Source organism: Streptomyces sp. V3I7 (genome assembly GCF_030817495.1).
Taxonomy (GTDB): Bacteria; Actinomycetota; Actinomycetes; order Streptomycetales; family Streptomycetaceae; genus Streptomyces.
In genome coordinates, this window is sequence record NZ_JAUSZK010000001.1 from 2,725,910 (window position 1) to 2,751,337 (window position 25,428).

Genomic DNA, 25,428 nt, shown 5'->3' on the forward strand with positions numbered 1-25,428 from the left:
GGTGTCCCGCGATATCGGCGTGCGGTTTCCCCCGACTGCTCCCCCGACGGCGGTGAACGGGTGACCGGGCCTCAGCGCCCCTGGTAGCGCGCCGCGGCCGAGCGGGCAGAGCCGAGCTTGGAGTACAGCCGCTTGCCGGGGCAGGTCGTGGCGAACCCGTCCCGATGGCCCGAGATCACGTTCAGTCGTACGTTCTTCCCCTTTGGGTAGAGATTGCCACCCCCCGACTTCAGATATGTCTTGCCGCGGGGGTTGGCTCCGTAGAGGCCGAGCTTCCAGGCCGTCAGCTTGGCGACGGCGGTGACGGCGGAGGAGGACGGCTTGCTGGAGCCGAACGACCCGATCACCGCGATGCCCATGCTGTTGGTGTTGAAGCCGAGCGTGTGGGCGCCCATCACCGCCTTCGACACGCCCCCGGCGCGCCCCTCGTAGATGTTTCCGCACTTGTCGACGAGGAAGTTGTAGCCGATGTCCCGCCAGCCCATGCTCTTGACGTGGTAGCGGTAGATACTGCGGATGACGGACGGGGCCTGTGAGCACCGGTAGTTGTTGCCCGAGGCCGTGTGGTGCACGAAGGCGGCCTTGACCTTCTTCGTGTAGACGAAGCCCCTCTCCCGCAGGCTCTCGTCCGCGCCCCAGCCCCGCCGCGTCACGATCCGCGGGCGCGGCCCGATGTACGGCTTGACGCGCTCGCCCCCGGCCGGTTCCGCGGAACGCCGGGCGAGCAGGTCGCGTTCGGTGGCCTGCCGGCTGAGGGCCGGGATCTCGACGGCGCCTAGGGGGGCGACGTCGGTGTTGACGGCGGAGGCGGCGGTCGCGCCCTCGTCCAGGTACCCGGCGCGGGGGGCGTCGGCCGGGGAGCCCATGAGCGCGGGTTCCGCGCCGGGGTCGACGAGTTCCAGTCGCAGCCCCGAGGGGAGCGGTGAGGTGAGGGTGCCGGCGCGGCCGTCGCCGGACGCGCCTTCGGCCCGCACCCGTACCTCCACGCCGTCTGAGTCGCCCACCCACAGCGGCGCCGTCGCGCCGTGCAGGCGCCCCGAGGAGCCTTCGGCGGTGCCCGGGTCGGCGCCGTGGTCGGCGTGCGTCTCGACGGTCTGCCAGCCGGACCACGCACCGGTGGCGGCCGCGCGGGTACGGACCTGGACCCCGCCGTGCAGGGCGGTGGCCGGGTCGTCCCAGATGACGCCGACGAGCGAGAAGTGGCGTACGTCCCTGCGCTGCAGGCCCTGTTCGGTGACGGCGCCGAGGGCGCGGTCACGCCTGAGCGGGACCAGGGGCAGGGACTGAGTGGTGCCGGGAGCGGCACGGCCCGCCTGGGGCGCGGGTCTCGCGGGCGCAGCGGAAACGGGTGCGGCGGACAGGAGGAGGGCGGCCGCGCAGGTGACACCGACCGAGGAGGTGAGGATTCCACGCATGCCTCAGATCTTGTTCATATTCATACCTATCCGGCTATCCGGGAATTGACGGGCCGTCGGTTCCCGTTCGCCCGAACCGGTGCGTCCCCGTGGCCTCGCCGCCCGGTGCGGCCGCACGCCGCCGCGTACGCTTGCCCGGGTGAACGCCACCGACCGCACCCCTGCCGACCTGCTGCGTTCCGCGCTCGCCGCGGACCCCGGACGCCCCCTGGTGACCTTCTACGACGACGCCACGGGCGAACGCGTCGAATTGTCCGTGGCCACCTTCGCCAATTGGGTGGCCAAGACCGCCAACCTCCTCCAGGGTGACCTCGCCGCCGAGCCCGGCGCCCGCGTCGCACTGCTGCTGCCCGCGCACTGGCAGACGGCGGTGTGGCTGCTGGCGTGCTCCTCGGTGGGCGCGCTCGCGGACGTGGACGGTGACCCGGCGGCCGCGGACATCGTCGTCAGCGGACCGGACTCGCTGGAGGCGGCGCGGGCCTGCCGCGGGGAGCGGGTCGCCCTCGCACTGCACCCCCTGGGCGGCCGATTCCCGCAGCCGCCGGAGGGCTTCCTCGACTACGCCGTCGAGGTGCCGAGCCAGGGCGACCGTTTCGCTCCGTTCGCTCCCGTCGACCCCGAGGAGCCCGCGCTGATCGTGGCCGGGGCGGAGCTGACGGGTGCGGAGGTCGTCGAGCGGGCGCGGGCGGACGCCCCGTCGCTGGACCTGACCGGCCCCGGCTCCCGGCTGCTGTCCGGGCTGCCGTACGACACCTGGGAGGGGCTGAGCGCCGGTCTGTACGCGCCGCTGGCCGCCGGCGGCTCGGTGGTGCTGTGCCGGAACCTGGACCGGCTGGGCGAGGACGCCCTGGCCAAGCGCATCGACAGCGAGCGGGTGTCGGCCACCCGCCACTGACGCGGGCGCCCGGCCGGCGGGAGAGCGGCAGACGAGCGCCGTCGGCGGGAGAGCGGTCGCATTGTCGGGCAGCCTCTCCCTCCCCGCACCCCGAGCCGACCGGATTCACCCGGACGGCTCAGCACGGGCCGCCCTCGCGCCACCCCGGGGCCATCGTCGTAGGAGCAGGACGACACGCTCGTACGTCTCCTCGTACGTCTCCTCGTACGTCATGAGGGGTGGGCCCGCCCGTGACCGATGCCGCACGTTCGTCTCCCGGAGGCACCCACGGCCCGGGCGCGGGTGCCTCCGCCACCGGGGACGGGCTGATACGCCGGCACCGACGGCGGGTGACCCGGTGGGCGGCGCTGGGGCTCGGGGTCCTGCTCGTCGCGGCGGGCGGCGGCGGATGGGCGGTGTACACGAAGCTCAGCGGCAACATCACGGCCGACGAGGCGGCCGCCGCCGAGCTCGCCAAGTACGAGCGCGAGCGGCCCACGGCGCTGGTGCACGGCGCCCAGAACATCCTGGTGATCGGCTCCGACACCCGCAAAGGGGACGGCAACACCGGGTACGGCCGCGACACGGGCACCGAGCGCTCCGACACCGCGATCCTGCTGCACCTGGCCGCCGACCGGCGCAGCGCCACCGCCGTGTCCCTCCCCCGCGACCTGATGGTCGACGTCCCGAGCTGCGCCCGCCGTGGCGGCGGCCGCAGCGCCCAGGCGTTCGCGATGCTCAACTACGCCTACGAGGTGGGCGGTTCGGCCTGCACGATCCGCACCGTCGAGAAGCTGACGAACGTTCGGATCGATCACCACATGGTCGTCGACTTCCACGGCTTCAAGGAGATGGTCGACGCCGTCGACGGGGTCGACGTGTGCCTGAGGAAGCCCATAGACGACAAGGGCGCCAAGCTGAAGCTGCCCGCGGGGAAGGTCACGCTCGACGGCGAGCAGGCGCTCGGGTACGTCCGCGCACGCAAGTCGCTCGGCAACGGCAGTGACACGGACCGCATGAACCGCCAGCAGCAGTTCATGGCGGCGCTCGTGCACAAGGTGCGCGGCGAGGACGTACTGCTCAACCCGGTCAAGCTCTATCCGCTGCTGGACGCGGCCACGTCCTCGCTGACCACCGACCCCGACCTGGCCAGTCTGCGCGGTTTGTACCAACTCGTTCGCGGCGTGCGGGACATCCCTACGGAACGTGTGCAGTTCCTGACGGTTCCGAGGGAGTCGTACGCCTACAACGCCAATCGCGACCAGCTCGTGGAGCCGGCGGCCCGAAATCTCTTCGGGCGGCTGCGTTCCGACGCCCCACGTGGAGGTCGCGGGGAACGGGGCGCCGCGCTCTCCACAGGGCGCCCGTTCCGGGAGCGAGCCCTCCGACGGCCCTTCCCCCGCACCCACGTTCCGCGGGAACACCGCCGCCGAGAACGGGTGCGAGTAAAGCGAGCCCCAAAGCCACAAACTTCTGTTCAGGAAAATAGAACGGATTGCCCGGTTGTAGCCAGGTGTTGCACGGTTGCGTGTCCGTGGAATTCGTCACCGCCGTCGCTCGTCACTGAAGTGGCCGGATAGTGTGAGCGATCCGGTGCACCGCTCGCGAGATGCGTCCTGTGGTCGTGCGCCGTTTGAACGAGACCCGAGCGCCTTGTGGGGGCAAGGCGCCGCGTGGCCCCGACGGAGGATTCGGACAACCGTGGACGCGCAAAGCCGTGGGCGGGCGGACAACATCGATCCCGCAGACCAGTGGGTGTTCAATCCGAACACCGGCGAATACGAAATGCGACTGGCTCCTTCCGCACCGCAATCACCGGTGCCTGGGCCCCGCAGACGAGCTCCGCGGAATGCCGGCGGCGCGCCGCGTGGCCGCACGGCCGCGCCCGAGCGCGCACCGGGGCGAGGGGGCCGGGGCGAGGGCCGTGAGGTCCCGCCGCAGCGCAGTCGGCGCCGGGGCAGCGAGCCCGAGCCGCCGCCCGGGCGCCGCGGCCGGCGGACGGGCAACGCCAAGGGCAAGGCGAAGGCCAAGAAGGTCCTGCTGTGGACCGGCGGCACGATGGCGTTCGTGCTGGTCGCGGCCTCGGCGGCGGGCTACTTCTATATCGAGCATCTCAACGACAACATCACGTCCGTCTCGGACGACGGTGCGAGCACCGGTGGCTTCCGTTCCGACAGGGCGATCAACATCCTGCTGATCGGCACGGACAAGCGCACGGGCAAGGGCAACGAGGGCTACGGCGACAAGGGCAGCGTCGGGCACGCCGACACCAACATCCTGCTGCACGTCTCCAAGGACCGGTCGAACGCGACCGCGCTGAGCATCCCGCGCGACCTGATCGTGGACGTCCCGGACTGCCGGACCAGACAGGCCGATGGCACCGACAAGGTCATCCCGGGCACAGACGGCGTCCGCTTCAACACGAGCCTCGGCCAGGACGGCCGTACGGCGAGCTGCACCATGCGCACGGTCACCGAGCTGACCGGCGTCAAGCCCGACGACTTCATGATCGCCGACTTCAACGCGGTCAAGACGCTCTCGACGGCCGTGGGCGGTGTCGACGTATGCCTCAAGCACCCGGTGGACGACAAGTCCTCGCACCTCAAGCTGCCCGCGGGCAAGTCCACGGTCGAGGGCGAGCAGGCGCTGGCCTTCGTGCGCACCCGGCACTCCGTCGGCTTCGGCGGCGACCTGAGCCGGATCGAGCTCCAGCAGCAGTTCCTCAGCTCGCTGATGCGCAAGCTGAAGGCCAACGACACCCTCACCAGCCCGTCGAAGATGCTGAAGCTGGCCGACGCCGGCACCAAGGCCCTCACGGTCGACGACAAGCTGAAGGACATCGGCAAGCTCAAGGACCTGGGCCTGGAGCTGGGCAAGCTCGACCTGAAGAACCTGACGTTCACCAAGGTGCCGGTCGTCGACAACCCGGCCGAGAAGGTGCCGACCACCGTCGTCCTCAACGACTCGCAGGCGCCCGAGGTCTTCGACGCGATCAAGAACGACGTCTCCTTCACCGCGGTCAAGAAGAAGAAGGAGAAGCAGAAGAAGGACGCGGCCGCCGACCGCCTCAAGGGCTCGAAGGCCGACGCCTCCGAGGTGCGGGTGCGCATCATGAACGGCGGGGCCGCCGGCGGTTCGGCGCAGGACGTCCTGGAGTGGCTGCAGAACAGCGAGGGCGTCCTCAAGTCGGAGAACGCCGGCAACGCCCCCGCCCCGCTCGACAAGACCACCCTCGAGTACGCCCCCGACCAGGCGGACCAGGCCCGCAGGCTGGCCGACATCATGGGGCTGCCGGGCTCCGCTCTGAAGCCGGGCGAGAGCGTGACCAACGCCCAGGGCCTGCCCACGATGTCGCTGACCCTGGGCAAGGACTTCAAGGGAGCGGGCGAGTCGCTCACCGCTCCGACGAAGGCTCCGGACGTGGAGAAGTCCACGGCCGACAAGGAGCAGTGCGCTTCGTAGTTTTCGTAGGTAACCCAACGGGCCCGTCGTGCGTCTAACTCGACGCGGGACGGGCCCGTGTCAGGTCCAGGGCGGGAGGGGCAGCGAAATTGACGCAGAGCGGTGCACGAGGGGAGGCCTCCGCGGGCGGGGACACGATGTCACCCTCCCCGTGGAAGGGGCACGAAGACCCGGGCGGGCCCACGGGTGCAGGACACCCGGGCGGCTCGCGCTCCGGGGGACGGCGCCGCAGGCGGCGGGCCCTTCGCTGGTCGGCCACGGTTCTGGCGGTGGTGATAACGGGCACCGCCGGTGCCGGTTATCTCTACTACCGGCACCTCAACGGCAACCTCAGGAAGGACGACCTGTTCCTCGGTGACGCCAAGGACAGGGCGGCCGCGCCGAAGGCGAACGCGGCCGGGCAGACCCCGCTGAACATCCTGCTGATCGGCTCGGACGCGCGCGACTCCGCGGAGAACCAGAAGCTCGGCGGCGCCCGGGACACCTTCAACACCCCTCCGCGCGCGGACGTCCAGATGCTGCTGCACGTCTCGGCGGACCGCAGCAACATGGCGGTCGTCAGCATGCCGCGCGACACCCTGGTGGACATCCCGCAGTGCACCGACCCCGACAACGGCAAGGTGTACGGCCCGCTCACCTCGACGATCACGAACGAGTCGCTGGGCCGCGGCGGTCCCGGCTGCACGGTCGCGGCCTGGGAGAAGCTCACCGACATCCACATCGACCACTTCATGATGATCGACTTCGCCGGTGTGGTGTCGATGGGCAACGCCATCGGCGGCGTACCGGTCTGCGTGGACGCCAACATCTACTCCCGCTCCTCCGACGGCCACGGCTCGGGACTGAAGCTGAAGGAGGGCACGACGTACATCAAGGGCCAGCGCGCCCTGCGGTGGCTGCGCACCCGCTACGGCTTCGAGGACAACACCGACATCGCGCGCGCCAAGGCGCAGCACCAGTACATGAACGCGATGGTCCGCCAGCTGCGCGAGAACGCCACGCTCAGCAGCCCGAACAAGCTGCGCAAGCTCGCCGAGACGGCCACCACGGCCCTGACCGTCGACACCGGCCTGGGATCCGTGGCGAAGCTGTACGACCTGAGCAACGAGCTCAAGAAGGTCCCCACCGACCGCATCACCATGACGACCATGCCCTGGCAGTACTCCACGACCAACAGCGGCCGGGTCGTGCCCAGGCCGGGGGACGCGGAGAAGCTGTTCCGGCTCATCCGCGACGACATCGCCCTGGACGGCAAGGACAAGAAGAAGCACTCGAAGGCGACGCCGGCCGCGACGGCGTCGGCGGACCCGGCCACGGCGGACGACCAGATCGCCGTACAGGTGCAGAACGGCACCCGCTCCGCCACCGAGGCGCCGGTCTCCGGGCGGGCGGCGGCGGTCAGCCAGCTGCTCGCCGGCAAGGGCTTCACCAAGGCGGTGGCGGACACCTCGGTGACTCCCAGCCAGGACACGACGGTGATCCGCTACCCGAGCGACGACCTGAAGGGCGACGCCCAGCAGGTCGCCAAGGCGCTCGGCCTGCCGGACGACGCCGTGGAGAAGTCGGCGTACGTCTCGGGCGTCACGCTGGTCGTCGGCGCCGACTGGCGCACGGGCACGACGTACACCGCGCCGCAGGAGGACGACACGACCCCGAAGACGGCCCAGGCCATCAACGGCGCGGACAAGTCCCAGTGCATGCACGTGAACCCGGCCTACACCTGGACGCCCGGCCCGACGGACTGAGAAACGTCCGCGGGCCCCGGTCGTGACCGAGACCCGCGGACGGGCGACTCAGGGTCTTACTTCGCGCCGAGCACCGCGGGCCGCCGCGAGGCGATGACCCGCTTGGCCAGTGACTTCGGGCTGGTCAGGAAGCCCCAGCCCCACGACATGTGCATGGTGGCGAGGGCTACGGGGATCTGCAGGCGGGCCTTGGCCGGCAGGCCCTTGCCCGCCGGGACCGAGCCGGCGGCGATCGCCGCGAGGTAGCCGGCCGGAACCACGAAGCCCCACGGGGTGAGGGCGGCGCCGACCACGAGGCCGGCGGCTATCGCGCACACCGCCGTCGGCGGGGCGAGGTAGCGCAGGTTGATGGAGCCCTCGTGGTAGCGGGCGACGACATGCCGCCAGCGCCCGTAGTCCTTGTACTGCTTGGCCAGCGCCCGCACGCTCGGGCGGGGACGGTACGACACCCTCAGCTCCGGCGAGAACCAGATCAGCCCGCCTGCCTCGCGGATGCGGAAGTTCAGCTCCCAGTCCTGGGCGCGGATGAACTCCTCGTTGTAGCCGCCCTGCTGCTCCAGCGCCTCGCGGCGGAAGACACCCAGGTAGACGGTCTCGGCGGGGGCGGCCGCGCCTCCGGTGTGGAAGGCGGCGTTGCCGACCCCGATCTTCGAGGTCATCGCCGCGGCGACGGCGTGCTCCCAGTCGTTCTCACCCTCGGCGTGCATGATGCCGCCGACGTTCTGCGCGCCGGTCTCCTCCAGGAGCCGTACGGCGGTGGAGATGTAGTTGGGGGAGAGCATGCCGTGCCCGTCAACGCGCACGACGATCGGGTGGCGGGAGGCCTTGATCGCCGCATTGAGCGCGGCGGGCGTGCGGCCGGTCGGATTGGGGACGGTGTGCACGCGGGGGTCTTCTGCCACGAGTTCGGCCGCGATCTCGTCCGTACGGTCCGTGGACGGACCCAGGGCGATCACGACCTCCATCTCGCCGGCGTACTCCTGCGCGAGGATCGCTTGGACGGCTCCGCGCAGATGCCGTTCCTCGTTGAGGACCGGCATGATCACAGAAACTGCGGGGAGGCGCACGTCGGGCTTGGCGTTCATAGGGGGCTCACGTTACCGCGAACGAGGGACACGGGTGCGCGCCAGAGGGCCGCTGCCGCGGGCCGGAGATCGTATGGGCCTACGGTGCTCACGGAGTCCCACGTTCGGCCCTCATCCGGCCCCCGTCCGGAGGTGTCCTCCTTGTCCAGCCCGCCCAGGTCCCCGTCCCGGCCCCAGCCCCGCCCGCAGCAGTCCTCCCGCCGTGTGCCGCGTCCGCCCGTACGGCGCAAGCGGCCGCGCTGGGCCATGCGGGCGGCGACGACGCTGTCGGTGGTGGTGCTGGCCTCGGCCGGGATCGGGCATGCGGTGGTCACGAGCCTGGACGCGGACATCGCGCGAGTCGACCCGTTCAAGGACATGAAGAACCGCCCGCAGGCGGGCCACGGCATGAACGTCCTGCTCGTCGGCACCGACGGCCGGGACCGGATCGACGAGCGCGAGCGGCGGGCGTACCACCTGGGCGGGGCGCCCTGTCACTGCACCGACACGCTGATGATCGTGCACATCTCGGAGAACCGGAAGCGGGCCAGCGTGGTGAGCCTGCCCCGCGACTCCTACGCCGAGGTGCCCGCGCACGTCGACGAGACCACCGGCGAGCGCCACCAGCCGCACCCCATCAAGATCAACGCGGCGTACGCGGAGGGCGGCCCGCAGCTGACCGTGCGCACCGTCGAGAACATGACCCGCGTGAAGATCGACCACTACATGGAGGTCGACTTCAGCAGCTTCATGAAGACCGTGGACGTGCTCGGCGGGGTCCGGATCTGCAGCGCCCGCCCGCTGAAGGACTCGTACACCGGCCTCGACCTCCCGGCCGGCACGCACACGGTGCGGGGCGGGGAGGCGCTGCAGTACGTGCGCGCGCGCCATGTCGACGGCGCCTCCGACCTCGGCCGGATGCAGCGGCAGCAGCGCTTCCTGGCCTCGCTGATCGAGCAGGCGACCTCCTCCGGGGTGCTGCTGAACCCCATGAGATTCCGGGACGTGACGCGGGCGGTGCTGAGCTCGGTGCGGGCCGACAAGGGCTTCGGCACGGACGAGCTGCTCGACCTGGGCCGGGCGATGCGGAACTTCTCGCCCTCCTCGTCCGAATTCACCACCGTCCCGATCGGCCGGATGGGATACGCGGTCAAGGGCATCGGCTCGACGCTGAAGTGGGACCGGGCCAAGGCGGACAAGCTCTTCCAGTCCCTGCGCGAGGACCGGCCCCTGACCGTGAAGCGGCCGCCCCGCGTGCAGCCGACGGTCGTGGAGGTGCCGCCGCAGCAGATCCGGGTTCGGGTGGAGAACGGCACCCGCACCGCCGGGCTGGGACGACAGGTCGACGCGGCCCTGGCGGCCACGGGCTTCGCCACCGACCGGCATCCGGTGACCTCCACCGACCAGTCCGCGAAGCGCACGGTGATCATCTACGACCCCCGCTGGGACCGTTCGGCCCGCTCCCTCCAGGCGGCACTGCCCGGCAGCGAGCTACGCGCGAACCGCGGACAGGGCCCGGTGCTCAAGGTGATTGCCGGAGCGGACTTCCGCAACGCGCGCAAGGTACGCGGCGAGGAACCGGCGAAGCCGGACGACGGGGCGGTACGGGGCGACGAGGTGGTGTGCTCCAAGGGCGCGTGACCGCTTGGCGCGCCTGGGGTCCCCCGCCCCAGATCCCTCCAGTCGACGCTTCCCGGCAGCCGGCAGCGCCCGGCGCGCGGGCAGGACCCCGCGCTCAAGGTGATCGCCGGAGCGGACTTCCGCAACGCGCGCAAGGTACGCGGCGAGGAACCGGCGAAGCCGGACGACGGGGCGGTACGGGGCGACGAGGTGGTGTGCTCCAAGGGCGCGTGATCGCTCGGCGCGCTCCGGGAGCCCGGGTGCCTCAGTCCTCGATCCCGTCCGCCGCCCGCTGTTCGCGCAGCTCGCGGATGGCGCGGCGGCGGGCCAGGCGGTGGGTGCGGCGGATCTGGGCCTCCTGGTAGCGGCGCTTGTCGCGCTCGGTCTCGGGGAGGACGGGCGGGACCGGGCGGGGCTTGCCGTCGGCGTCGACCGCCGTGAAGACCAGGTAGGCCGAGCCGACCTGGGTGGCCGGCGCCGATTCGTTCCAGCGCTCGGCGAGGACCCGCACGCCGACCTCCATCGAGGTGCGGCCGGTCCAGTTGACCTGCGCCTTCACATGAACCAGGTCGCCCACGCGCACCGGCTCCAGGAAGGCCATCTCGTCCATGGAGGCGGTGACGGCGGGGCCGCCGCTGTGCCGGCCGGCCACCGCGCCCGCCGCGTCGTCCACCAGTTTCATGATCACGCCACCGTGCACCGACCCGAGGAGGTTGGTGTCGTTGTGGGTCATGATGTGGCTGAGGGTGGTGCGGGAGGCGGACGTGGGCTTGCCCGGGATCTCCGGGAGCTCCTGGGTGTCCCGGGAGACCGTGGTGTCCTGGGTGTCCGATTCCACAGCTGGGGCCTGGTCTGTCATGGCCTCCACCTTATGCCGAGGTGACATTCACGGACTTTGTGTTGGCTTCGCAACAGCCCGGCCCTGATTTGCCACCGACCCTTGTAAAGGACGGGGTCCGGCCCTGCACACTGGGGCGCATGAATGATTGGCCCGAGGGATGGTCCGACGACAACCGCGGCAGACCGTACGGACGCGGCAGCGCCAGCGCGCACCCCGAGGGTGCCCGTGTGATGCGCCAAGTCCGGCGCGGTCCGGCGGCCCCGCCCGGCCAGGGCGGCGCGTACGGCGGCGGGATCCCGCAGCAGCCGTACGGCGACGGCTACGGCCGCCAGGACCCGTACGACAGCGGGTACAACACGGGCCAGGTCTACGGCGGCGGTCGCGGTGGCAGCGGCTTCGTGCCCAACGACAACGAGCCGGATCCGTACTACGGCCAGTACGCGCAGCGCCCGAACTGGGGGCGCCGTCTCAAGCGGATCACGCTCGCGGTCGTCGTGGTGCTGGTGGCCGCCTCCGTGGGCACGTACTTCTGGGCCGACTCCAAGCTGCACCGGGACGTCGACCTGTCCAAGGTCATCGACCGCCCCGAGACCGGCGCGGGCACGAACTACCTGATCGTCGGTTCCGACAGCCGGGCCGGCATGACCGCCGAGGACAAGAAGCGCCTGCACACCGGCTCCGCCGAGGGCAAGCGCACCGACTCGATGATGATCCTGCACGTCGGCGGCAACGGGGACACCCTCATATCCCTGCCGCGTGACTCGAACGTCACCATCCCGAAGTTCAAGGGCTCCGAGTCCGGCCAGATCAAGGGCCCCCTCGGCCCGAACAAGCTGAACGCGGCATACGCGTTCGACGGCCCGCAGCTGCTCGTGCGCACCATCGAGTACAACACCGGGCTGCACATCGACCACTACGTGGAGATCGGCTTCGGCGGCTTCGCGAACATCGTCGACGCGGTCGGCGGTGTGGACATGACCCTGGACCAGGGCTTCAAGGACAAGTGGTCCGGCGCCGACTTCAAGGCGGGCAAGCAGACACTGAACGGCCAGCAGGCCCTGGCCTTCGTGCGTACCCGGCACGCCTTCGCCACCTCCGATCTCCAGCGCACCAAGAACCAGCAGAAGTTCCTCTCCGCGCTGGCCAACCAGGTGGCCACCCCCTCGACCATCCTCAACCCCTTCAAGCTCTACCCGACCATGGGCGCGGGCCTGGACTCGCTGGTGGTCGACAAGGACATGAGCCTGTGGGACCTGGCGTCGATGTTCTGGGCGATGAAGGCGGTCAGCGGCGGTGACGGCAAGTCGATGAACATGCCCGTCTCCGGCTCCACCGGCGGCAATCTCGTCTGGGACCAGGCAAAGGTGAAGACGCTGGTCAACGAGCTGAAGAACGACGAGAAGGTCACCGTCTCCGGCAACTAGACGGTCCCGGAGGCCAGCAGCGCGACGTGGGGAAGGGCCAGGTGCCCTCCCCCGCTCTCGTGGGCGAACTCCGCGCTGAGCCGCTCGTACTCCCGCCTGATCCGTACGACGGTCCGCGCGTCCTGCGCGGTGACGACCAGCCCGATCGTTGCGATGCCGCCGGCGGCTCCGCCCCACCACTCCTCGACGGTCGTCCGGTGCTCCCACGCGAGCTCACCGGCCCGCACTCCCCCGAACCCGGCCTCCTGAAGGAGCCCGGCGAGACCCTCGGGCGTCCGCGCCCAGTCCTCGCCCGGATCCAGGCGCGGCAGGCCCGGCGGCGGTACGGCCCCGGCCGCCGCGCAGGCCTGCCCCAGCAGCTCCTGCCCGGCCCCGCGCCGCGCACCCCACGTCGTCACGGCGACCCGGCCTCCCGGGCGCAGCACCCGCCGCAGCTCGGCGAGCGCGGCCCGCGGGCGGCCGACGTGGTTGATCACGAAGTTCCCGACGACGGCGTCGAACGCGCCGTCCGCGAAGGGCAGCTCCGGCAGTACGGCGACCTCGGCGTCGACCCCGCGCGAGCGCGCGGCCGCGACCATCCCGGCATCGGCGTCCACGGCCCGTACCCGCGCCCCGCGCGCCCGCGCCGCCAGAGCGGCCGTGCCCGTACCCGTGCCGACGTCGAGCACCGCCGTCCCCGCGCGCACTCCCGCGGCGTCGAGCAGCGCCTCGACCGGGTGCGCGCACAGGTGCGCGAAGCTGTTGCCGTAGGCCTCGGCCCGGCCGGCCCACATGGCCCGTTCGGCGGCGTCGAAGGCCTCGGTCGCCCCGTTGATCGTCATGGGTGCCACCCAAGCAGAAAGGCGCCCCGCGGGGCGCCTTCCGGTGATCACCGCTAGGTCACGGCAGGTTGCGCGCCATCACGATCCGCTGAACTTGGTTCGTACCTTCATATATCTGCGTGATCTTGGCGTCGCGCATCATCCGCTCCACCGGGTAGTCCCGCGTGTAGCCGTAGCCGCCGAGGAGCTGGACGGCGTCCGTGGTGACCTCCATCGCCACGTCCGAGGCGAAGCACTTGGCGGCGGCGCCCTGGAAGGTGAGGTCGGCGTCGCCGCGCTCGGAGGCGGCCGCGGCCTGGTAGGTCAGGGCGCGGGCGGCGGCGAGCTTCATCGCCATGTCGGCGAGCATGAACTGGATGCCCTGGAAGTCGGCGATCGGCTTGCCGAACTGCTTGCGCTCCAGGACGTAGCCCTTGGCGTAGTCGAGGGCGCCCTGGGCGACGCCGAGGGCCTGGGCGGCGATGGTGATGCGGGTGTGGTCCAGGGTCTTCATCGCCGTGGCGAAGCCGGTGCCCTCCTCGCCGATCATGCGGTCGGCGGGGATGCGGACGTTGTCGAAGTAGACCTCGCGGGTCGGCGAGCCCTTGATACCGAGCTTCTTCTCCGGGGCGCCGAAGGAGACGCCCTCATCCGACTTCTCGACGACGAAGGCCGAGATGCCCTTCGAGCGCTTCGAGGGGTCCGTCACCGCCATCACCGTGTAGTACTCGGAGACACCGGCGTTGGTGATCCAGCGCTTCACGCCGTTGAGGATCCAGTGGTCGCCGTCGCGGACCGCCTTGGTCTTCATGCCGGCCGCGTCCGAGCCCGCCTCCGGCTCGGAGAGGCAGTACGAGAACATCGCGTCGCCCTGCGCGAGCGGGGTGAGGTAGCGCTTCTTCAGGTCCTCGGAGCCGGAGAGGATCACCGGGAGCGAGCCCAGCTTGTTCACCGCGGGGATCAGGGAGGAGGAGACGCAGGCACGGGCGACCTCCTCGATGACGATCACGGTCGCCAGCGCGTCGGCGCCGGCGCCGCCGTACTCCTCGGGGACGTGCACGGCGTGCAGGTCGCCCGCGACCAGGGCGTCGAGCGCCTCCTGCGGGAAGCGGGCCTCTTCGTCCACCGCGGCCGCGTACGGCGCGATCTTCGCCTCGGTCAGCGAGCGGACGGCGTCGCGGAGCATGTCGTGCTCCTCGGACGGGCGGTACAGGTCGAAGTCAGCCGATCCGGCCAAGGTCTCTCACGCTCCAAAGACGCAGTGATGATGACGCTAACTACCGTTAAGTAACCCAAATTTTAGAGGTCGCCCCGTGCCCCGCCTACGTGAGCTTGGCGACAGCAGGGAATTGCCCGCCGAAGAGCCGGAGCATGCCCCGGCTATGCTCGGGCCCGCATCCCCTGTCGTACCCCTCAGTCGTACCCCTTCTGGAGCATGCATGAGCCTCAAGATCACCGTGATCGGCACCGGCTACCTGGGCGCCACCCACGCCGCGGCCATGGCCGAGCTCGGTTTCGAGGTGCTGGGGCTCGATGTCGTACCCGAGAAGATCGCGATGCTGGAGCGGGGCGAGACCCCGATGTACGAGCCGGGCCTCGACGAGCTGCTGCGCCGGCACGTCACCGGGATCGAGGGGTCCACGGGCCGGCTGCGCTTCACGCGGGACTGGGCCGAGGTCGGCGCGTTCGGCGACGTGCACTTCGTGTGCGTGAACACCCCGCAGCGGCACGGTGAGTACGCCGCTGACATGAGTTACGTCGACGCCGCGTTCGCGTCCCTCGCCCCGCACCTCGCCGGTCCGGCCCTGGTGGTCGGCAAGTCGACCGTGCCGGTCGGCACCGCCCAGCGTCTGGCCGCCTACCTCGCCGAGCACGCGCCCGCCGGGGCGGACGCCGAGCTGGCCTGGAACCCGGAGTTCCTGCGTGAGGGCTTCGCCGTCGACGACACCCTGCACCCCGACCGGATCGTGGTCGGCGTGCACAGCGAGCGCGCCGAGAAGCTGCTGCGCGAGGTGTACGCGACGCCGGTCGGCGAGGGCACGCCGTTCGTGGTCACCGACTTCCCGACGGCCGAGCTGGTGAAGACCGCGGCGAACTCCTTCCTCTCCACGAAGATCTCCTTCATCAACGCGATGGCGGAGGTGTGCGAGGCCGCGGGCGGCGACGTCGTCAAGCTGGCCGAGGCCATCGGCCACGACGACCGGATCGGGAAGAAGTTCCTGCGCGCCGGCATCGGCTTCGGCGGCGGCTGCCTGCCGAAGGACATCCGGGCGTTCATGGCCCGCGCCGGTGAGCTGGGCGCCGACCAGGCGCTGACGTTCCTGCGGGAGATCGACTCCATCAACATGCGCCAGCGCGGCCAGATGGTGGAGCTGGCCCGCCAGGCGCTGGGCGGCGGCTCGTTCCTCGGCAAGCGGGTCGCGGTGCTCGGCGCCACCTTCAAGCCCGACTCGGACGACGTCCGGGACTCGCCCGCGCTCAACGTGGCCGGGCAGATCCACCTCCAGGGCGGCCAGGTGACGGTGTACGACCCGAAGGGCATGGACAACGCCCGCCGCCTCTTCCCGACGCTGGGCTACGCCCCCTCCGCCCTCGACGCCGTGCGCGGCGCCGATGTTGTGCTGCACCTCACCGAGTGGCGGGAGTTCCGCGAGCTGGACCCGGCCGCGCTGGGCGAGGCGGCCGCGGGCCGCGTGCTTCTCGACGGGCGCAACACCCTCGACCCCGAGCTGTGGCGGCGGGCCGGCTGGACGTACCGTGCGATGGGCCGTCCGACCGCGTAACGCCCGTACGACAGGCGCCGGTTGGGCCGAGACTCACTCGGCCGGACCGGCGTCTCGCGCGTCATGGCCCCCGGCCATCGCCGAACTCCCCTCCCCCTTCTGCCCCTTGGCCCGGTAGTGGCGCATCTTCGCGCGGGCCCCGCACACCTGCATCGAGCACCAGCGCCCCCGCCCGGCCGGACTGCGGTCCGCCGTCCGGCCCGTCAGCCGTCCAGCTCGGCGAGCCTCGCCGTGGACGGCTGGCGGCGTTGCCGGGCCTCCTGGGCCGTGCAGTGGGCGCTGCGCAGCACCCGCTGGACGTTGCCCCAGGTCAGCAGGGTGATCTCGGTGTCGGACCAGCCGCGGTGGATCAGCTCGGCGACGAGGTGCGGGTAGCGGGAGGGGTCCGCGAGGTCCTGGGGGTGGGCGGCGCCGGTGTCGTAGGTGCCGGACAGGCCCACGGACTGCGGTCCGGCCACGGTGCGGACGTGGTCGAGGTGGTCGGCGACGTCCTTCACGCTCGGGCCGGTCTGCGCCGCCGTCAGCGGCACCAGGCACAGGCCCTGCGCGGCGCCCAGCTCGGCGAGCAGTTCGTCGGGGAGGTTGGCGGGGTGCGGGCGCAGGCTGCGGGCGGCGGAGCGGGTGCACAGCACCGGCGTCCGGGAGAGAGCGAGGGTGCGGCGTACGACGGCGTCGCCGGCGCCGGAGAGGTCCGCGAACATGCCGAGCCGGTTCAGCTCGTGCACGACCTCCTCGCCGAAGCGGGTCAGTCCCGCCTCGCCCGCCCAGGAGGTGCCCGACAGGGTGAGGACGCGCAGGCCGAGCGAGTGCAGTATGCGCAGGATGCCGAGGGAGTCGTCGAGCGCGGCGGCCCCGGCCGGCCCGAGGACGACGGCGGTACGGCCGCAGTTGCGGGCGTCGATGATCTGGCCGGCGGTCCGGGCGAGCCGCAGGCCCTCGGGGTGCTGCGCGACGACGGTGCGGGCCAGGTCCAGCTGTTCGAGGGTGGCGCCCACGGCCCGGGTCGCGGGCAGCCCCTCGGGCAGGTGCAGCGCCCAGAACAGCGCGCCCACGTGTCCCTCGCGCAGCCGGGGCACGTCCGTGTCGACGTTGCTGTCGCCCAGCTCCAGGTCGTAGCGGGGCAGCAGCGGCAGGGCGCGGGACAGTCCGCTGCACCCGTCGGCGACGGGGTGGGCGGTCAGCAGGGCGTGGGCGCGCTCCAGCGGTCCGGCGTCCGGGGGGCAGTCCGGGACGAGTGACTGACCGGCGGTCGGGAACGGGTCGTCGGGCAGATCCTCGTCGAGGTCGTCGGGCGGGGCGGTGACCTCGGTCGCGGTGGGCAGCTCGTCCCTGAGGTCGGCCATGCGGGGCTCCGTACGTCGTCGTACACGTCGATCGCGGCACGTCGATCGCGGCACGTCGATCGCGCTACGGTCACCGTCGCACGGGGCCGGGAGGGCTTCCTGGTGGGCGGGGCGTTCGGGGGTACCGGCGCCCCGCCCGGTGCTCAGTCGGCCGGGCCGTCGAGCTCCTCGATCGTGGCGTTGGAGGGGGCGTGCGTGGCCTGGAGGTCCCGGGCCACGTCCTCGGCCGCGCCCAGCACCCGTACCGCGTTCTGCCAGGTCAGCTTGGCCAGGTCGGTCTTCGACCAGCCGCGGTCCAGGAGTTCGGCGATGAGGTTGGGGTAGCCGGAGACGTCCTTGAGGCCCTCGGGGGTGAACGCCGTGCCGTCGTAGTCCCCGCCGATGCCGAGGTGGTCGATGCCGGCGACCTCGCGCATGTGGTCGAGGTGGTCGGCGACCGTGGACACCGTGGCGATCGGGCGGGGGTTCGCCTCCTCGAAGGCGTGGTGCAGCTTCATCGCCTCGGCGGTGGTGTCGAGGGGGTGGAAGCCGTGCGCGCGCAGGTTCTCACCGGCGGCGACGGTCCACTCGCCGGCCGCCTGGAGCACGAACTTCGGCACGAACGTCACCATCGCCATGCCGCCGCCCGCGGCCATCCGCTCCAGGACGTCGTCCGGGACGTTGCGCGGGTGGTCGCACACGGCGCGCGCCGAGGAGTGGGAGAAGATCACCGGCGCGGACGTGGTGTCCAGCGCGTCCCGCATGGTTGTCGCGGCCACGTGGGAGAGGTCGACGAGCATGCCCGCGCGGTTCATCTCCCGTACCACCTCGCGGCCGAAGGCCGACAGGCCGCCGACGTTCGGCTCGTCCGTCGCCGAGTCCGCCCAGGCCACGTTGTCGTTGTGGGTGAGGGTCATGTAGCGCACGCCGAGCGCGTACAGGGCGCGCAGGGTGGCCAGCGAGTTGTCGATGGAGTGGCCGCCCTCGGCGCCCATGAGGGAGGCGAGCCGGCCCTCGGCGCGCGCGGCCTCCATGTCGGCGGCCGTGAAGGCGGCCCGCAGCCGGTCCGGGTGCCGGTCGATCAACTGCCGTACGCAGTCGATCTGTTCCAGCGTCGCCGTGACCGCGCCCGGCAGGTCGGAGCGGACGTACACCGACCAGTACTGCGCGCCGACGCCGCCCTCGCGCATCCGCGCCAGGTCGGTGTGCAGGTGGGCGCGCTGGTCGGTGGCGATGTCGCGGGCGTCGAGGTCGTAGCGGACCTGTTCGCGCAGCGCCCACGGCAGGTCGTTGTGCCCGTCGACGACGGGGAAGGAGCGCAGCAGCTCCCGGGCTTCGTCCAGCGAGGACTGTGAGGACGGTGAGGACGGTGAGGTCATGTCCGTCACTTTCCGAACCCGAAGGCGCTCGAACCCTCGACCTTGGCGCGCAGGCGCTTGCCCTTCTCCGTGGCCTGGTCGTTGAGCTCCTGCTGGAACTCCCGCATACGGGCGAGGAGTTCCTCGTCGTGCGCGGCGAGCATGCGGGCCGCGAGGAGACCGGCGTTGCGGGCGCCGCCGACGGAGACGGTGGCGACGGGCACGCCGGCCGGCATCTGCACGATCGACAGCAGGCTGTCCATGCCGTCGAGGTACTTCAGCGGGACCGGTACGCCGATGACCGGCAGCGGGGTGACCGAGGCGAGCATGCCGGGCAGGTGGGCGGCGCCGCCCGCGCCCGCGATGATCACCTTCAGCCCGCGGCCGGCGGCCTCCTCGCCGTACGCGACCATCTCGCGCGGCATCCGGTGCGCGGAGACGACGTCGACCTCGTAGGGGATCTCGAACTCGTCGAGGGCCTGGGCGGCGGCCTCCATCACGGGCCAGTCGGAGTCCGATCCCATGACGATGCCGACAACGGGGCTGGAGCTCATTCGGTGATCGTGCCTCTCAGGTAACCGGCAGCGTGACGTGCGCGCTCGAGAACGTCGTCCAGGTCGTCGCCGTAGGTGTTGACGTGACCGACCTTGCGGCCGGGCTTCACGTCCTTGCCGTACATGTGGATCTTCAGCTGGGGGTCGCGGGCCATGCAGTGCAGGTACGCCGCGTACATGTCCGGGAAGTCGCCGCCCAGCACGTTGGCCATCACGGTCCACTTCGCGCGCGGGCGCGGGTCGCCGAGGGGCAGGTCGAGGACCGCCCGGACGTGGTTGGCGAACTGGCTGGTGATCGCGCCGTCCTGGGTCCAGTGGCCCGAGTTGTGCGGGCGCATGGCCAGCTCGTTGACGAGGATGCGGCCGTCGCGGGTCTGGAACAGCTCGACGGCGAGATGGCCGACGACCTCCAGCTCCTGGGCGATGCGCAGGGCCATCTCCTCGGCCTGGAGGGCGAGCGCCGGGTCGAGGCCTGGGGCGGGCGCGATGACCGTGTCGCAGACGCCGCCCACCTGGCGGGACTCGACGACCGGGTAGGCGACCGCCTGGCCGTGCGGCGAGCGGACGACGTTGGCGGCGAGCTCGCGCACGTAGTCGACCTTCTCCTCTGCGAGGACCGGGACGCCGGCGCGGAAGGGGTCCATGGCCTCCTCGGCGGACTCCACCACCCACACGCCCTTGCCGTCGTAGCCGCCGCGGACGGTCTTGAGGACGACGGGGAAGCCCTCGCCCTCGGCCGCGAAGCGGACCACGTCCTCAGGGTCGGACACGATGCGGTGCCGCGGGCAGGGCACGCCGATCGCGTCGAGTCTCGCGCGCATCACGCCCTTGTCCTGGGCGTGCACCAGCGCGTCGGGCCCGGGGCGGACGGGGATGCCGTCCGCCTCCAGGGCGCGCAGGTGCTCGGTGGGCACGTGCTCGTGATCGAAGGTGATCACGTCACAGCCCTGCGCGAACGCGCGCAGCGTGTCCAGGTCGCGATAGTCGCCGACGACGACCTCGTTCACGACCTGCGCCGCCGAGTCCTGGGGTGTGTCACTGAGGAGCTTGAACCTGATGCCCAACGGGATGCCCGCCTCGTGTGTCATACGAGCGAGCTGGCCCCCGCCGACCATGCCGACTACCGGGAATGTCACGCTCCTAGGGTATCGGCCGCGCCGGGCGCCCCGCCCCGGCCGCCTCTTACCCTGCGCTTTCCCGGTCCTTGCCCGGCCGTTGCCCGGCTCTTGCCCGCCGCTTTCCGCCTGCCTCCGGCTTCTTCCCAGGTTCTTTCCGACGCGTCGGTGCGGCGTGCGCTCGCCCGCAGGCGCCGGAGGAGTCCGCTCGTTACAGTGGCTGAGTTGACGAAACCTACGGACGGGGGCCAGCGCAACCATGGAACGTAGTTCCTCGGGGCTGCGAAGACTCGTAGACGAGGTCGCCAAGTTCGGGGCGGTCGGCGGAGCAGGGATCCTCGTCAATCTGGGCGTCTTCAACCTGGTCAGGCACGCGACCGATCTCCAGGTGGTCCGTGCCGGTGTGATCGCGACCGTCGTCGCGATCACCTTCAACTACGTCGGCTTCCGCTACTTCACGTACCGGGACCGTGACAAGAACGGCCGTACCCGGGAGCTCACGCTGTTCCTGCTGTTCAGCGCGATCGGCCTGGTGATCGAGAACGGCGTGCTGTTCGTGGCGACGTACGGGTTCGGCTGGGACACCCCGCTGCAGAACAACGTCTTCAAGTTCCTCGGCATCGGCGTCGCGACGCTGTTCCGCTTCTGGTCCTACCGGACCTGGGTGTTCCGGGCCCTGCCGGTCCGGGAGAGCGGCGACGGCACGAAGGCGTACGTCGCCGCCCAGTCGTCGAAGAAGCAGCGCCCCCGGCAGCGGGTGCCGCAGGGAAGGCCTTAGGGGCTGCAGGGGCTGCAGGGGCTGTCCTAGCGGACCGTCGGCTCGTCGTCGTCCGGCTTCGGGGTCGGCGGGGTGCGGGACAGGAAGAGGCCGAAGACGGGCGGCTGGGCCTGGAGGAGTTCCAGGCGGCCGCCGTCGGCCTCGGCGAGATCGCGGGCCACCGCGAGGCCGATCCCCGTGGAGTTCCGCCCGCTGATCGTGCGCTCGAAGATCCGCGCGCCGAGGTCGGCCGGGACGCCCGGGCCCTCGTCGGTCACCTCGATGACCACCTGGTTCCCGGTGACACGGGTGCGCAGCGCCACCGTGCCCCGGCCGTGCATCAGCGAGTTCTCGATGAGCGCCGCCAGCACCTGGGCCACCGCCCCAGGCGTACCCACGGCCCGCAGATGCCGCTTGCCCGAGCTCACGATCGCGCGCCCCGCGCTACGGTACGCCGGCCGCCACTCGGCGAGCTGCTGGAGGATGACCTCGTCGAGGTCGAAGGTGACGGCGGAGCCGGTCCGCGGGTCGCGGGAGTTCGTGAGCAGCCGCTCGACCACGTCCGTCAGGCGCTCGACCTGGGTCAGCGCGACGTTCGCCTCCTCCTTCACCGTGTCCGGGTCGTCGGTGAGGGTGATCTCCTCCAGACGCATCGAGAGCGCGGTGAGGGGTGTACGGAGCTGATGGGAGGCGTCGGCGGCCAGGCGCCTCTCGGCGGTGAGCATGCGGGCGATGCGCTCGGCCGAGGAGTCCAGGACGTCGGCGACCCGGTCCAGCTCGGGGACGCCGTACCGCTTGTGCCGGGGGCGCGGGTCGCCGGAGCCGAGGCGCTCGGCGGTCTCCGCGAGGTCGGTCAGCGGGGAGGCGAGCCGGTTCGCCTGGCGTACGGCGAGCAGCACGGCCGCGACCACCGCGAGCAGCGCTACCGCCGCGATGATCAGCAGCGTGCGGCCGACCTCGCGGGTCACCGAGGAGCGCGGCTCCTGGACGGTGACCCGCTCGCCCTCCTCGCCGTCGGCGCTCGCCTCGATGACCTCGCCCTGCGGCTTGGTGCCGACCTCGATCGGCGAGCGGCCGGGGATGCGGATGACGGCGTACTGCTCCTCGGCGACCTGCTTGCGCAGCATCCCGGGGGTCACGTCCTCCGCGCCGACGATGCGGCTGTCCACGATGCTGGCCAGGCGCAGCGCCTCGGAGTCCACCCGTTCCTGGGCGCCCTTGCTGATGGTCCGGGTCTCGACGAGCACCAGTGAGACGCCGAAGACGGCGATCACGACCAGGACGACGGCCAGGGTGGACTGAATGAGACGACGACGCACGAGGCCCTCCGGGCGGTGGCTTTACGAGGACCAGTGTGCCTTGGTCACTGGAAACCCGGGTTCGGGGCAGCGCCCCAAAGGGGCGCGGGGAACTGCGCGACCAGCCCACGACCGCCCGCACCCACGCACCCACGCACCCACGCACCCACGCACCCACGCACCAGCCACAACCCACCACGACGCACAGCACGAAGTCGGCTGAGCCCCAGCGGCAGCGCCTAGCTCTTCTCGAACCGGAAGCCCACACCGCGCACCGTGGCGATGTACCGCGGGTTCGCCGCGTCGTCGCCCAGCTTCTTCCGCAGCCAGGAGATGTGCATGTCGAGGGTCTTGGTGGACGACCACCACGTCGTGTCCCAGACCTCCCGCATCAACTGATCCCGGGTGACCACGCGGCCGGCGTCCCGCACCAGCACCCGCAGCAGGTCGAACTCCTTGGCGGTGAGCTGGAGTTCCTCGTCGCCCATCCACGCGCGGTGCGACTCGACGTCGATGCGCACCCCGTGCGTGGCCGGCGGCTGCTGCGGCTCCGTGGCGCCGCGCCGCAGCAGGGCCCGGACGCGGGCGAGCAGTTCGGCGAGCCGGAAGGGCTTGGTGACGTAGTCGTCGGCGCCCGCGTCCAGGCCGACGACGGTGTCCACCTCGTCGGCGCGCGCGGTCAGGATGAGGATGGGCACGGCGTGGCCCTCGGCGCGCAGCCGGCGGGCGACCTCGAGGCCGTCCATGCCGGGCAGCCCCAGGTCCAGCACCACCAGGTCGACGCCGCCCTGCATTCCGGCGTCGAGCGCCGCGGGTCCGTCCTCGCGCACCTCGACCTCGTAACCTTCCCGGCGCAGGGCGCGGGCCAGCGGCTCCGAGATGGACGCGTCGTCCTCGGCGAGCAGTACACGGGTCATGAGGTGATGGTAGACCGCCCGCGCGTGGCCGCGGGGCGGGACCGGGAGCCCGTGGTTCTTACCTTGCCGCACATTGGTACGAACCTATGAGGGAAGGGTGAGATCATAGGAGGGACCTTCGAAAAGGCGCCTCTGGTTCCCCGAAGCCCTGTGATCCGTGTCTCAAGTCCTTCCATTTCCGGCAGTGTCCTGCCGTATGGTGAGCGGAACGCCTGTAGTACACCAAGGACCTTTGGCGCCACTTGACGCTGAGGGTCTCTTTTGTGTACGGGCTGATGCACATCAGCCTCGAAAGGAATGACCTCTGGCCGGGCTCCGAACGCGCTGACGCGTTCCGGGGCGTGGATCCCGGTGGTCGCCGTCCACTGCTTCCCCGTTCAGCAGGGAGCGGAGCTCCCCTGGGCGTGGGGTGGACGGTGCCCAGCCGGTGCCGGCCGCACCGTCACCGGGCGCGCAACGCTCCAGCGCGCGTCCCGATCAGCAAGGAACGACCATGGCGTCCAGCCTGACGAAGGACTCGGTTCAGCCGGAGACTCCCGGTGCCGACAAAGCCTTCTTCGGCCACCCTCGCGGACTGGCCACCCTCTTCTTGACCGAGATGTGGGAGCGTTTCTCCTACTACGGCATGCGGGCCCTGCTTCCGCTCTACCTGGTGGCCCCGGCCGGGCTGCACCTGGACGCGGCCTCGGCGACCGCGATCTACTCGGTGTACCTGTCCCTCGTGTATCTGCTCGCGCTGCCCGGCGGCTGGATCGCCGACCGCATCCTCGGCCCCCGCAAGACGGTCGCCGTCGCGGGCACGATCATCATGCTCGGCCATCTGACCCTGGCCCTGCCGAGCGCCGGCACCTTCTACGCGGGCCTCGGCCTGGTCGCCATCGGTTCCGGTCTGCTGAAGGCCAACATCTCCACCATGGTCGGCCACCTCTACAACGGTCCGGAAGACCCGCGCCGTGACGGTGGCTTCACGCTCTTCTACATCGGCATCAACCTGGGTGCCTTCGCCGCGCCGCTGATCATCGGCACCGTCGGTCAGAGCGTCAACTGGCACCTGGGCTTCGCCCTCGCCGCGCTCGGCATGGGTCTGGGTCTGGCCCAGTTCCTGCTCGGCTCGCGTCACCTGAGCGACCGGTCGAACGTCGTCCCGACCCCGCTGTCGGCAGAGGAGAAGACGTCCACGCTGCGCAAGGCCGGCCTGTGGGCGGGTATCGCTGCGGTCTTCTACGCGATCGTCGGCTTCTCCGGCGTCTACACGCTGAACTGGGTGATGGTCCCGATCATCATCGCCGGCCTGGTCATCCCGGTCGTCGTCCTCGCCCGCATCAAGCGCGACAAGGACCTCGACGGCACCGAGCAGTCGAAGATGACGGCGTACATCTGGTTCTTCATCGCCGCGGCCGTGTTCTGGATGATCTACGACCAGGGCGGTTCGACCCTGTCGATCTTCGCGGACGGTTCGGCCAAAAACACCATCGCGGGCTGGAACTTCCCGGTCTCCTGGTACCAGTCGGTCAACCCGGTCATGATCATGGCGTTCGCGCCGGTCTTCGCCTCGCTGTGGCTCGCCCTGAACCGCAAGGGCAAGGAGCCGAGCACGGCGACGAAGTTCGCCCTGGGCCTGGTCCTGATCGGTGTCTCCTTCTTCGTCTTCCTGGCCCCGCTCGCGATCGCCGACGGCGGTCACAAGGCGGCCGCGCTGTGGATGGTGGCCATCTACTTCGTCCAGACCGTCGGCGAGCTGCTGCTCTCCCCGGTCGGCCTGTCGGTCACCACGAAGATGGCGCCCGCGAAGTACGCCTCCCAGATGATGGGTGTCTGGTTCCTGGCCGTCACCGCCGGTGACGCCACGACCGGTCTGCTCAGCACCGCCGGCGTCGACCTCAACACGACGGGCATCGTGGCCCTGGAGGCCGCGCTCGCCGTCGCCGCCGGTGTCGCGGTGTGGCTGTACCGCAACAAGGTCAAGCAGCTGATGGGCGACGTCGCCTGACGTCCGCCCGAGGCACGAAGAGGGCCACCGCATCCCTGGGGGATGCGGTGGCCCTCTTCGTATGCGCACGGACCGTGGTGGTCCTGGGG

The 25,428-nt window shown here is 71.1% G+C and carries 20 protein-coding genes and 1 pseudogene; 9 read left to right on the forward strand and 12 right to left on the reverse strand.

The window, feature by feature from the left end; all coding sequences use genetic code 11:
- Nucleotides 1-71: 71 nt before the first annotated feature.
- Entirely contained in the window at nucleotides 72-1,415 is a 1,344-nt protein-coding gene (locus QFZ74_RS12615; protein WP_307620908.1) for an N-acetylmuramoyl-L-alanine amidase, read from the reverse strand.
- A 139-nt stretch (nucleotides 1,416-1,554) separates the two neighbouring features.
- Here QFZ74_RS12615 and QFZ74_RS12620 point away from each other — a divergent pair, with 139 nt between their 5' ends.
- The 4 genes and pseudogenes from QFZ74_RS12620 to QFZ74_RS12635 all read left to right on the forward strand — a co-directional run bounded on the left by QFZ74_RS12620 (nucleotide 1,555) and on the right by QFZ74_RS12635 (nucleotide 7,496).
- On the forward strand, nucleotides 1,555-2,310 hold the full coding sequence (locus tag QFZ74_RS12620; RefSeq protein ID WP_307620909.1) for a TIGR03089 family protein: 756 nt from the start codon (nucleotides 1,555-1,557) through the stop codon (nucleotides 2,308-2,310).
- Nucleotides 2,311-2,540: 230 nt separating this feature from the next.
- Nucleotides 2,541-3,738, forward strand: a pseudogene (locus QFZ74_RS12625) (LCP family protein).
- Between the two features lie 252 nt (nucleotides 3,739-3,990).
- Nucleotides 3,991-5,751, forward strand: a complete 1,761-nt coding sequence (locus tag QFZ74_RS12630) for an LCP family protein (protein WP_307620911.1) — start codon at nucleotides 3,991-3,993, stop codon at nucleotides 5,749-5,751.
- A 137-nt stretch (nucleotides 5,752-5,888) separates the two neighbouring features.
- Nucleotides 5,889-7,496: an LCP family protein gene (locus QFZ74_RS12635; protein WP_307620912.1), complete on the forward strand. Its 1,608-nt coding sequence runs from the start codon at nucleotides 5,889-5,891 to the stop codon at nucleotides 7,494-7,496.
- Nucleotides 7,497-7,552: 56 nt separating this feature from the next.
- Here the strand turns inward: QFZ74_RS12635 and QFZ74_RS12640 are convergent, their stop codons facing one another.
- Nucleotides 7,553-8,581: a glycosyltransferase family 2 protein gene (locus QFZ74_RS12640; protein ID WP_307620913.1), complete on the reverse strand. Its 1,029-nt coding sequence runs from the start codon at nucleotides 8,579-8,581 to the stop codon at nucleotides 7,553-7,555.
- Nucleotides 8,582-8,827: 246 nt separating this feature from the next.
- Here QFZ74_RS12640 and QFZ74_RS12645 point away from each other — a divergent pair, with 246 nt between their 5' ends.
- Nucleotides 8,828-10,201 carry an LCP family protein gene (locus QFZ74_RS12645; RefSeq protein WP_307624130.1) on the forward strand — a complete coding sequence of 458 codons (1,374 nt, stop codon included), beginning with the start codon at nucleotides 8,828-8,830 and terminating at the stop codon, nucleotides 10,199-10,201.
- A 244-nt stretch (nucleotides 10,202-10,445) separates the two neighbouring features.
- Here the strand turns inward: QFZ74_RS12645 and QFZ74_RS12650 are convergent, their stop codons facing one another.
- On the reverse strand, nucleotides 10,446-11,039 hold the full coding sequence (locus QFZ74_RS12650) for an acyl-CoA thioesterase (protein ID WP_373462377.1): 594 nt from the start codon (nucleotides 11,037-11,039) through the stop codon (nucleotides 10,446-10,448).
- 119 nt (nucleotides 11,040-11,158) lie between these two features.
- On the opposite strand from QFZ74_RS12650, the gene QFZ74_RS12655 reads away from it, so the two are divergent.
- Nucleotides 11,159-12,445 carry an LCP family protein gene (locus QFZ74_RS12655; RefSeq protein ID WP_307620915.1) on the forward strand — a complete coding sequence of 429 codons (1,287 nt, stop codon included), beginning with the start codon at nucleotides 11,159-11,161 and terminating at the stop codon, nucleotides 12,443-12,445.
- On the opposite strand, the gene QFZ74_RS12660 is transcribed toward QFZ74_RS12655, so the two are convergent.
- The gene (locus QFZ74_RS12660; RefSeq protein WP_307620916.1) at nucleotides 12,442-13,266 is read right to left on the reverse strand and encodes a class I SAM-dependent methyltransferase; all 825 of its coding nucleotides are present in this window, start codon (nucleotides 13,264-13,266) and stop codon (nucleotides 12,442-12,444) included. The two genes, QFZ74_RS12655 and QFZ74_RS12660, sit on opposite strands and share 4 nt — an antisense overlap.
- 58 nt (nucleotides 13,267-13,324) lie before the next feature.
- Nucleotides 13,325-14,482 carry an acyl-CoA dehydrogenase gene (locus tag QFZ74_RS12665; RefSeq protein WP_307620917.1) on the reverse strand — a complete coding sequence of 386 codons (1,158 nt, stop codon included), beginning with the start codon at nucleotides 14,480-14,482 and terminating at the stop codon, nucleotides 13,325-13,327.
- A gap of 202 nt (nucleotides 14,483-14,684) precedes the next feature.
- Here QFZ74_RS12665 and QFZ74_RS12670 point away from each other — a divergent pair, with 202 nt between their 5' ends.
- On the forward strand, nucleotides 14,685-16,028 hold the full coding sequence (locus tag QFZ74_RS12670; RefSeq protein ID WP_307620918.1) for a UDP-glucose/GDP-mannose dehydrogenase family protein: 1,344 nt from the start codon (nucleotides 14,685-14,687) through the stop codon (nucleotides 16,026-16,028).
- 33 nt (nucleotides 16,029-16,061) lie between these two features.
- On the opposite strand, the gene QFZ74_RS30425 is transcribed toward QFZ74_RS12670, so the two are convergent.
- From QFZ74_RS30425 to QFZ74_RS12690, 5 genes are all read right to left on the reverse strand, one after another.
- A complete protein-coding gene (locus QFZ74_RS30425; protein ID WP_373462378.1) occupies nucleotides 16,062-16,181 on the reverse strand; it encodes a hypothetical protein in 120 nt (39 codons plus the stop codon).
- A 50-nt stretch (nucleotides 16,182-16,231) separates the two neighbouring features.
- Nucleotides 16,232-17,371 (reverse strand): dipeptidase, encoded by a 1,140-nt coding sequence (locus QFZ74_RS12675; RefSeq protein ID WP_307620919.1) that lies wholly within the window; start codon nucleotides 17,369-17,371, stop codon nucleotides 16,232-16,234.
- A 143-nt stretch (nucleotides 17,372-17,514) separates the two neighbouring features.
- Nucleotides 17,515-18,729 (reverse strand): dipeptidase, encoded by a 1,215-nt coding sequence (locus tag QFZ74_RS12680; protein WP_307620920.1) that lies wholly within the window; start codon nucleotides 18,727-18,729, stop codon nucleotides 17,515-17,517.
- A 5-nt stretch (nucleotides 18,730-18,734) separates the two neighbouring features.
- Nucleotides 18,735-19,262 (reverse strand): 5-(carboxyamino)imidazole ribonucleotide mutase, encoded by a 528-nt coding sequence (gene purE / locus QFZ74_RS12685; protein WP_307620921.1) that lies wholly within the window; start codon nucleotides 19,260-19,262, stop codon nucleotides 18,735-18,737.
- A complete protein-coding gene (locus QFZ74_RS12690; RefSeq protein ID WP_307620922.1) occupies nucleotides 19,259-20,398 on the reverse strand; it encodes a 5-(carboxyamino)imidazole ribonucleotide synthase in 1,140 nt (379 codons plus the stop codon). Before QFZ74_RS12690 ends, purE begins: the two co-directional genes overlap by 4 nt.
- 238 nt (nucleotides 20,399-20,636) lie before the next feature.
- Here QFZ74_RS12690 and QFZ74_RS12695 point away from each other — a divergent pair, with 238 nt between their 5' ends.
- Nucleotides 20,637-21,155, forward strand: a complete 519-nt coding sequence (locus QFZ74_RS12695; RefSeq protein ID WP_307620923.1) for a GtrA family protein — start codon at nucleotides 20,637-20,639, stop codon at nucleotides 21,153-21,155.
- Nucleotides 21,156-21,181: 26 nt separating this feature from the next.
- Here QFZ74_RS12695 and QFZ74_RS12700 read toward each other — a convergent pair whose 3' ends face one another.
- A complete protein-coding gene (locus QFZ74_RS12700) occupies nucleotides 21,182-22,453 on the reverse strand; it encodes an ATP-binding protein (RefSeq protein WP_307620924.1) in 1,272 nt (423 codons plus the stop codon).
- Nucleotides 22,454-22,671: 218 nt separating this feature from the next.
- On the reverse strand, nucleotides 22,672-23,349 hold the full coding sequence (locus tag QFZ74_RS12705; RefSeq protein ID WP_307620925.1) for a response regulator transcription factor: 678 nt from the start codon (nucleotides 23,347-23,349) through the stop codon (nucleotides 22,672-22,674).
- Between the two features lie 493 nt (nucleotides 23,350-23,842).
- Between QFZ74_RS12705 and QFZ74_RS12710 the strand changes: the two genes are divergently transcribed.
- Nucleotides 23,843-25,339, forward strand: coding sequence for an oligopeptide:H+ symporter (locus tag QFZ74_RS12710; protein ID WP_307620926.1), 1,497 nt, complete (start codon nucleotides 23,843-23,845; stop codon nucleotides 25,337-25,339).
- Nucleotides 25,340-25,428: the final 89 nt, after the last annotated feature.

Coding starts and splice junctions, on each gene's coding strand:
- QFZ74_RS12615 (WP_307620908.1), bottom strand. CDS start 1,415: ATGCGTGGAATCCTCACCTCCTCGGTCGGTGTCACCTGCGCGGCCGCC.
- QFZ74_RS12635 (WP_307620912.1), top strand. CDS start 5,889: ATGTCACCCTCCCCGTGGAAGGGGCACGAAGACCCGGGCGGGCCCACG.
- QFZ74_RS12640 (WP_307620913.1), bottom strand. CDS start 8,581: ATGAACGCCAAGCCCGACGTGCGCCTCCCCGCAGTTTCTGTGATCATG.
- QFZ74_RS12645 (WP_307624130.1), top strand. CDS start 8,828: ATGCGGGCGGCGACGACGCTGTCGGTGGTGGTGCTGGCCTCGGCCGGG.
- QFZ74_RS12650 (WP_373462377.1), bottom strand. CDS start 11,039: ATGACAGACCAGGCCCCAGCTGTGGAATCGGACACCCAGGACACCACG.
- QFZ74_RS12655 (WP_307620915.1), top strand. CDS start 11,159: ATGAATGATTGGCCCGAGGGATGGTCCGACGACAACCGCGGCAGACCG.
- QFZ74_RS12660 (WP_307620916.1), bottom strand. CDS start 13,266: ATGACGATCAACGGGGCGACCGAGGCCTTCGACGCCGCCGAACGGGCC.
- QFZ74_RS12670 (WP_307620918.1), top strand. CDS start 14,685: ATGAGCCTCAAGATCACCGTGATCGGCACCGGCTACCTGGGCGCCACC.
- QFZ74_RS30425 (WP_373462378.1), bottom strand. CDS start 16,181: ATGCAGGTGTGCGGGGCCCGCGCGAAGATGCGCCACTACCGGGCCAAG.
- QFZ74_RS12675 (WP_307620919.1), bottom strand. CDS start 17,371: ATGGCCGACCTCAGGGACGAGCTGCCCACCGCGACCGAGGTCACCGCC.
- QFZ74_RS12680 (WP_307620920.1), bottom strand. CDS start 18,729: ATGACCTCACCGTCCTCACCGTCCTCACAGTCCTCGCTGGACGAAGCC.
- purE (WP_307620921.1), bottom strand. CDS start 19,262: ATGAGCTCCAGCCCCGTTGTCGGCATCGTCATGGGATCGGACTCCGAC.
- QFZ74_RS12695 (WP_307620923.1), top strand. CDS start 20,637: ATGGAACGTAGTTCCTCGGGGCTGCGAAGACTCGTAGACGAGGTCGCC.
- QFZ74_RS12705 (WP_307620925.1), bottom strand. CDS start 23,349: ATGACCCGTGTACTGCTCGCCGAGGACGACGCGTCCATCTCGGAGCCG.
- QFZ74_RS12710 (WP_307620926.1), top strand. CDS start 23,843: ATGGCGTCCAGCCTGACGAAGGACTCGGTTCAGCCGGAGACTCCCGGT.